The 4,536-nt window shown below is 72.5% G+C and carries 6 protein-coding genes; 4 read left to right on the top strand and 2 right to left on the bottom strand.

Annotated elements, in window-relative coordinates; translation table 11 throughout:
• Nucleotides 1-680: DUF7363 domain-containing protein (locus ESO86_RS11970; RefSeq protein ID WP_165307733.1), on the bottom strand; the 680-nt coding region annotated here is incomplete at its 3' end.
• Nucleotides 681-924: 244 nt separating this feature from the next.
• Here ESO86_RS11970 and ESO86_RS11965 point away from each other — a divergent pair.
• Together ESO86_RS11965 and ychF are read left to right on the top strand one after the other, a co-directional pair.
• Nucleotides 925-1,890, top strand: coding sequence for a DMT family transporter (locus ESO86_RS11965; protein WP_129235236.1), 966 nt, complete (start codon nt 925-927; stop codon nt 1,888-1,890).
• A gap of 11 nt (nt 1,891-1,901) precedes the next feature.
• Nucleotides 1,902-2,975, top strand: coding sequence for a redox-regulated ATPase YchF (ychF, locus tag ESO86_RS11960; protein WP_129235235.1), 1,074 nt, complete (start codon nt 1,902-1,904; stop codon nt 2,973-2,975).
• 193 nt (nt 2,976-3,168) lie between these two features.
• Here ychF and ESO86_RS11955 read toward each other — a convergent pair whose 3' ends face one another.
• Nucleotides 3,169-3,462, bottom strand: coding sequence for a putative quinol monooxygenase (locus ESO86_RS11955; RefSeq protein WP_129235234.1), 294 nt, complete (start codon nt 3,460-3,462; stop codon nt 3,169-3,171).
• Nucleotides 3,463-3,630: 168 nt separating this feature from the next.
• Here ESO86_RS11955 and ESO86_RS11950 point away from each other — a divergent pair, with 168 nt between their 5' ends.
• Complete coding sequence (locus ESO86_RS11950; RefSeq protein WP_242492339.1) at nt 3,631-4,215, top strand: RNA polymerase sigma factor; 585 nt, start codon at nt 3,631-3,633, stop codon at nt 4,213-4,215.
• 69 nt (nt 4,216-4,284) lie between these two features.
• Nucleotides 4,285-4,536 (top strand): hypothetical protein (locus ESO86_RS18945; protein ID WP_165307731.1); only part of this gene is annotated, 252 nt, incomplete at its 3' end.

The raw sequence follows: 4,536 nt of genomic DNA, 5'->3' as shown, positions 1-4,536 counted from the left end.
CGCTCGACCGCGTCCGCGCGCTCGGCGGCGGGCAGGTCCGCGCCGACCTCCTTCGCCCGGGCGAGGGAGGCGCGCACGTCCGCCACGAGCCGCGCCTTGTCGGCGAGGCGGATCCGGAAGCGGTGCGACTCGTCGCCCACGCTCAGGGCGGCGTGCAGGATCGAGCGGCCCCGGGCGATCTCCTCGTCGATCCGAAGCGTCGGACGGCACGTGATCAGCGGGTCGGCCGTCGCGATCCGAGCGGATGCGCGCGCCAGGCCGGCCTGGCCGTGGTCGTCCGAACCGACGACCTCGCTCGTGAGTCGCACCGTCGCGAGCGGCAGCTCCCCGTCGCCGCGCACGAGCACCGTCACCTCCGCGGGGCCGCGATCGACGGCGAGCATGGTGAACCGCGCCTCCGCGGCCGTGCCGGAGGGCAGGCGGACCAGGCGGCTGCGACGTGCGCCCACGAGGAATCGGAGGCCGCGGGGGACGACCGTCACGGTGACCGGCCCGCCGGCCACGATCCGCCCGGCTTCGCCGTCGACCGGCGTCGGCGCGTCCGGCGCCGTCGCGGCATCCGTTCGCACCAACCGGACCGTGAGCGTCGCGGTCGACCCCACCGTCACGATCGGCGTGAGCTCGGCCTGCAGATGCGCCGCTGCGCCTCCCCGTGCTGCGACGCGTCCGTCCTGCGGCATCCGTTCCCCCTTCGACGGCGCGGCGGCCGTACAGGCATCCGGGCGCCCGAGTGGGCGCCCGCAGGTGGACGCTACGCGGCGGAGGTCGCCGCCGCCTCAGGGCGGGCACCGAGCTCGAGCCGACCCATGCGGTCCGGTCCGGACGCGCCGCGTCGACCCGGGCGAGCCGACCGCGAAACCGCCGGTGAGGCGCAGGTTGCGACTCACGGCGTCCGCACAGCCGACGAGGCCGTAGCATTCCCCGGTGCCACGTCGCCGCGCGTTCCTCGTGCTCTCGCTCGCCAACCTGTTCTGGGCGGGCAACTTCGTGTTCTCCGCGATCATCGCGGAGCAGGTGGATCCGGTCTCGCTGACGTTCTGGCGGTGGTCCCTCGCCGCGCTCCCGCTCCTCGTCGTGGCGTGGATCGCGGAGCGTCCCGACTGGCGTGCCGCGGCGCGCGAGTGGCCCTGGCACCTCGTGCAGTCGGTCTTCGGCCTGACCGGGTACGCGCTGCTGCTGTACGCGGGCATCGGGATGACGGGATCGGTGACGGCATCAGTCATCAGTGCCATCAACCCGGCGACGATCGCGCTCGCCGCGGCGGTCGTGCTGGGCGAGCGGATGTCGCGGGCCCAGGGCTTCGGCATCGTGCTCGCGTTCGTCGGGGTCGCCGTCGTGCTCACGGGAGGCGACCCGGTCGCGGCGTTCTCGCAGGGGTTCGGCGCGGGCGACCTGCTCGTGCTCGGCGCCGTGATCGCGTGGACCGTGTACTCCATCATCGCCCGGCGCCTCACGACCCCGCCGATCACCGCCACGGCGCTGCAGGCCGTGTTCGCCACCGTCACGATGCTGCCGGTGATCGCGCTCACCGGGCTCACGACGCCCTCCGACCTCGGCGGAACGCTCGCCGTCGCCTACATCGTCCTGCTGCCCTCGGTCGCCGGCTACGCGCTCTGGAATGCCGGCTCGGCGAGCCTCGGGCCCGCCCGCGCCGGGGTCTTCCTCAACCTGCTGCCCGTCTTCACGGTGGTCATCGCGCTGCTGCTCGGGCGCCCGATCGACCCGGCCGCGATCATCGGCGGCGTCGTCGTGCTCGTGGGCGTCTACCTCACGGTGCGCGTGCCGCGGGCCCGGCCCATCGCGATGGAGCCGGCGGGCGACGACCTCCCCGGCCAGGACGGGGAGGTCGCGGGTTCGCCGGCGACGGGCCCGGTGCCCCTGCCCCGGTAGACTGGTCGCCCGTGGCACTCACCATCGGAATCGTCGGCCTCCCCAACGTCGGCAAGTCGACCCTCTTCAACGCCCTCACCAAGAACACGGTGCTCGCGGCGAACTACCCGTTCGCGACGATCGAGCCCAACATCGGCGTGGTGAACCTGCCCGACCCCCGGCTCGAGGTGCTCGCGGGCATCTTCGGCTCCGAGCGCATCCTGCCCGCTGCCGTGTCGTTCGTCGACATCGCCGGCATCGTGAAGGGCGCGTCCGAGGGCGAGGGCCTCGGCAACAAGTTCCTCGCGAACATCCGCGAGGCCGACGCGATCGCCCAGGTCGTGCGCGGCTTCGAGGACTCCGACGTCGTGCACGTCGACGGCAAGGTCGACCCGAAGAACGACATGGAGACGATCAACGCCGAGCTGATCCTCGCCGACCTCGAGACCCTCGAGCGCGCGATCACGCGCTACGAGAAGGAGGTCAAGGGCAAGAAGCTCGACCCGTCGGTGCTCGCGGCGGCGAAGGAGGCGCTGGACGCGCTGCAGAAGGGCACGCCGCTGTCGGCCTCGAACCTCGACCTCTCGCCGATCGCCGAGCTCGGGCTGCTGACGGCGAAGCCGTTCATCTACGTCTTCAACGTCGACGAGGCGGTGCTGACGGATGCCGCCCGCAAGGCGGAGCTCGCCGCGCTGGTGGCGCCCGCGGAGGCGGTCTTCCTCGACGCGAAGATCGAGTCGGAGCTCATCGACCTCGACCCGGAGGACGCGGCGGAGCTCCTCGCCTCCACCGGCCAGGAGGAGTCGGGCCTCGACCAGCTCGCGCGCGTCGGCTTCGACACGCTGGGCCTCCAGACCTACCTCACCGCGGGGCCCAAGGAGTCGCGCGCCTGGACCATCCGCAAGGGCGACAAGGCCCCGCAGGCGGCCGGCGTGATCCACACCGACTTCGAGAAGGGGTTCATCAAGGCCGAGGTCATCTCGTTCGAGGACCTCGTCGCGACCGGCTCGGTCGCCGAGGCCCGCGCCAAGGGCAAGGCCCGCATGGAGGGCAAGGACTACGTCATGCAGGACGGCGACGTGGTCGAGTTCCGCTTCAACGTCTAGCGTCGGGCACGCGCCTGCGGGGGCGGCCGCGTTCGGTTCGCTCGCGCGACCAAGAAACATGAGCAAGTGTCACGAATCTCTTGCATCCTGAGCACATCGGCGTAAGATCGTGATCACCACCGGAGGACGCTCCGGCATAGAAAGGCCCCGACGAGTCGACAGACGCCGAGGCCTTTCAGGCTGTCTGGGGCCGTTACGCGAGTTCGCTGACGACGGTGACACGGAACGGCGCGGCGAGCATCTCCGCCAGGGGTGCGTAGGCACCCGACACCGCGGCCTGCTCCATGTGCGCCGCGCGCGCGTCCGCCGACTCCCAGTCCGCGATCTCGACCAGTGCGTCGGGGTCGCCGAGCACCTCGTAGCGTGTGCTGCCGATGAACCCCGGCTGGTCGGCGCCCTGCGAGGCGACGAGGTCGTCGAGCCACCTCACGAGCTCGTCCCTCCGACCCGGGTGCGCCGTCAACTCCACGATCACCTTGATGGCCATGCCCTCACGTCCCTCCACGCAGACGAGCACGCGAGCCCGTGCTGCTCGGAGGCTACGCCTCGCGGGGGCGTGGCGCGACCGCGAGCGGATCGCGGGATGCCCGGGGTGCGTCCGGACCGATCTCCGGGGCGCGTGCAAGACTCGCACCAGTCGCGACACAAGCAGGGCGTGAGGATCGCCAGCACCGACGCCGCAGACGCCGACACGAGCCAGGGGGTGGCGATGCCCGATGCCGCGGAACCGCCCGCCATGCCGGCCACCGACGAGGACCTGGCCTGGTTCACCCTCGTCGTGCACGAGCACTCGACCGCGCTCGTGAAGTACTTCGCGCGCCGCGGTCCGCGACAGGACGCCGAGGACCTCGCGGCCGACGTGTTCGCCACCGCGTGGCGCCGCCGCGCCGACGTGCCGCGCGAGGCGGTGCTGCCGTGGCTGTACCGCACGGCGGGATTCACGCTCGCCAACCACCGGCGCAAGTCCGTCGACCTCCCGGTCGAGCACCTGCCCGAAGCGGGCAGCTCGCGCGTCGATGAGGACCCCGAGCTCAGCGCGCTCTTCGATGCCGAACTGCGCGGCGCCCTGCACAGCATCGGCGAACGCGATCGCCGCATCCTCCTCCTCCACGCGTGGGAGGGCCTCGACGGCGAGGCGCTGGCCCAGGTGCTCGGCATCTCGCGGTCGGGGGCGGATGCCGCGCTCTCGCGCGCGCGCAAGCGCCTCCGCGAGGCGTGGGGCGAGCGGCTGTCCTTCTGATCCGTGCAAGGTTCCGCGGCCGCGGCACACATGCATGGGTGAGACAGTCCGGCAGGAAGGCGAGCGAGGGTGAGCGACATGCGTGACGACGAGGACCGCCGCGATCCGATGGAGGAGCTGCGCGCCGCCGACCCGGCCGCCCGGGTCGAGCCCCGCGAGGGCTTCGCCGACGAGGTCGTCGCGAGCGTCACGGCCGATGCCGCAGGCGCGGCAGCGCACGAGACCACGGCCGAGACGACGGATGCCGTGACATCCGCCTCGCCGCCCGTCGCCGACCTCGCGACCGAGCGCGCCCGCCGGCGCCCGCGCTGGATTCCGATC

The organism is Agromyces binzhouensis (genome assembly GCF_004135055.1).
GTDB classification, from domain to species: domain Bacteria; phylum Actinomycetota; class Actinomycetes; order Actinomycetales; family Microbacteriaceae; genus Agromyces; species Agromyces binzhouensis.
The sequence above is the reverse complement of the archived record's forward strand: the minus strand, read 5'-3'. Positions and strand labels throughout refer to the sequence as shown.